This is a genomic window from Bacillus sp. FJAT-47783 (genome assembly GCF_022808615.1).
In the GTDB taxonomy this organism is placed as follows: Bacteria; Bacillota; Bacilli; order Bacillales; family Aeribacillaceae; genus Bacillus_BZ.
This window is the reverse complement of sequence record NZ_JAKZKS010000054.1, coordinates 1-2,344: the sequence shown is the minus strand read 5'-3', so window position 1 is coordinate 2,344 and position 2,344 is coordinate 1. Positions and strand designations below refer to the sequence as shown.

Annotated in this window: 3 protein-coding genes; all 3 read left to right on the top strand. The window is 40.1% G+C overall.

What is annotated here, in order from left to right; translation table 11 throughout:
* Positions 1 to 1,148 (top strand): IS481 family transposase (locus MLD65_RS17860; protein WP_243293170.1); only part of this gene is annotated, 1,148 nt, incomplete at its 5' end.
* Positions 1,141 to 1,944 carry an ExeA family protein gene (locus tag MLD65_RS17855; RefSeq protein ID WP_243293169.1) on the top strand — a complete coding sequence of 268 codons (804 nt, stop codon included), beginning with the start codon at positions 1,141 to 1,143 and terminating at the stop codon, positions 1,942 to 1,944. The genes MLD65_RS17860 and MLD65_RS17855, both read left to right, overlap by 8 nt.
* Positions 1,941 to 2,198, top strand: coding sequence for a DUF5348 domain-containing protein (locus tag MLD65_RS17850; RefSeq protein WP_243293168.1), 258 nt, complete (start codon positions 1,941 to 1,943; stop codon positions 2,196 to 2,198). Before MLD65_RS17855 ends, MLD65_RS17850 begins: the two co-directional genes overlap by 4 nt.
* The last annotated feature ends 146 nt before the right edge of the window (positions 2,199 to 2,344 follow it).

Here is a 2,344-nt window from a genome sequence, read left to right as displayed (position 1 = left end):
TAGAAGGAAAAATACATGCCGTTCCGTATTATGGGGAGCGAAAAATTGCCGAAAAAACGATTCGAGATTGGATGCTTCAATATAAGAAGCGTGGTTTTGAAGGGCTGAAGCCAAAGAAACGATCCGATTGTGGGAATTCTCGTAGGTTATCATCAGAAGATCTAGATCACATTCTCGAGATAAGAAAAAAATCTCTCCATATGCCAGTTAGTGTGTTCTACGAACACCTAATCGAACTCGGAGAGATTACAAAAAAACAAATATCCTATTCCACTATAAACCGTTTACTCAAAAAATACAACCTTGTCGGAAAAAAGATGGTGCCTACCCCTGAGCGAAAACGGTTTGCCCATGAGAAGATAAACGTATTGTGGCAGGGAGATGGATCGCAAGGACCTTATATCCAAAAGAAAAGAACATATCTCATCGCTTATATTGATGACTGTTCACGTCTTGTTCCCTACGCTCAATTTTTCTCATCCGAAAAGTTCGACGGATTACGAATCGTGACAAAGGAAGCATTGAAACGAAGAGGAAAGCCCCAAATGATTTATGCGGATAACGGAAAAATCTATCGGTCAGAGACCCTTCAATATGCTTGTGCTCGATTAGGGATTACACTCACTCATACACAACCGTATGACCCTCAAAGTAAAGGCAAAATAGAACGTTTTTTTAAAACAGTCCAAACACGATTTTATCCGTTATTACAAACAACACCTGCCCAATCATTAGAGGAACTAAATCAACGGTTTTGGCGTTGGCTAGAAGAAGATTATCACCGAAAATCGCATGCCTCATTAGATGGGAAAAGTCCGATTGAAGTGTTTCAATCCCAATTAAAGGACGTTGCCTTTTTAGAGGACACCTCGATATTAGACACGATCTTTTTAAGGCGAGAACAGAGAAAAGTAAGAGCCGATGGGACGATTACGCTCAATAAACAACTTTATGAAGTCCCTGCCCGATTCATCGGACAAACAGTCGATATTCGATTCGATGAATCCGAGGTGTATCTCTTTGAGAACGATCAGAAAGTGGCGAAAGCTACCCCAGTTTGTCTGAACGATAACGCCATCGCCAAGCGAGTTCGCTCTCCTTTTGTTCTCTCTCAATCGAATCAAAAAGGGGGACAAGAGCATGTATAAAACGTTTTATTCGCTTTCGAATTCTCCGTTTCCAAAGGATTTGCGTCCTTCTGATGCGTATCGTTCAACCCATTATCAAGGGGCTCTCGAAGGGCTCCATTATTTAAAAACATCCAAAGGAATGGGCCTCCTCACTGGTGAACCTGGTGCAGGGAAAACCTTTGCGTTACGTTCATTTAAAGAGTCTCTAAATCCTTCCCTGTATCATGTCGTCTATTTTCCTCTTTCAACGGGTGGGGTCATGGACTTCTATCGAGGGATCGCTTATGGACTGGGAGAAGAACCGAAATTTCGGAAGGTGGATGTATTTCGCCAAATTCAGCAAGGAATTGGGCGCATGAATCGTGAACGGAAGATGACCCCTGTCTTTATTCTGGATGAAATGCATTTAGCAAAAGACGCATTTCTACAGGATTTAGCGATTTTATTTAATTTTCAAATGGATTCGGTGAATCCATTTATCTTGATATTAGCAGGGTTACCACACCTAAAAATGAAATTATCTTTAAATCATCACCGCCCCTTATCACAACGTTTGATTATGAAATATGAACTACAAGCTTTATCGAAGGAGGAAATTCGTTCATATATTGATCATCATTTAACAATAGCTGGAGCGAAAATACCGATCTTTACGGAGGCCGCAATCGAAGCGATCGCCTTGCGTTCACAAGGGTGGCCACGGGTAATCAATCAATTAACCATCAACAGTTTATTATACGGATCTCAACTCAAGAAAAATCCGATTGACGACGAAGTGGTTCGATTAGCGATTGAGGAAGGAGCAGGCGTATGAAGCGAGGCCTTTTAATATACAGTTATGAAGAGCATGAGTGGCGTGTGTGGATTGGACAAAGGTCTTTTTATATTAATCAAGGAGATCATTTTGAAGTAAGGATTCAAAACAAATATTACCATGCCTATCTCGAAAAGGCTCATGATTGGTTTATAACACTTAGCCAAGATACAAAATTTATCTTACATCCATATGAAGTATACAAGATTCGAATAAACTCACCAGATTATATACCAGTAGACGCCCCGTTTTAAGGGGCTTTTTTCCATCTTCAGATACCGAAAAAATCTGAATAACTTTGGGCACAGACCGAAATATAGTGATAAAAATGGTACATTATTTCAGAATGAATTCTGGATTATTGTGAAAACTGGTTTCTGAATTAATGTGCTCGGTTACA

Coding starts and splice junctions, on each gene's coding strand:
- MLD65_RS17850 (WP_243293168.1), top strand. CDS start 1,941: ATGAAGCGAGGCCTTTTAATATACAGTTATGAAGAGCATGAGTGGCGT.
- MLD65_RS17855 (WP_243293169.1), top strand. CDS start 1,141: ATGTATAAAACGTTTTATTCGCTTTCGAATTCTCCGTTTCCAAAGGAT.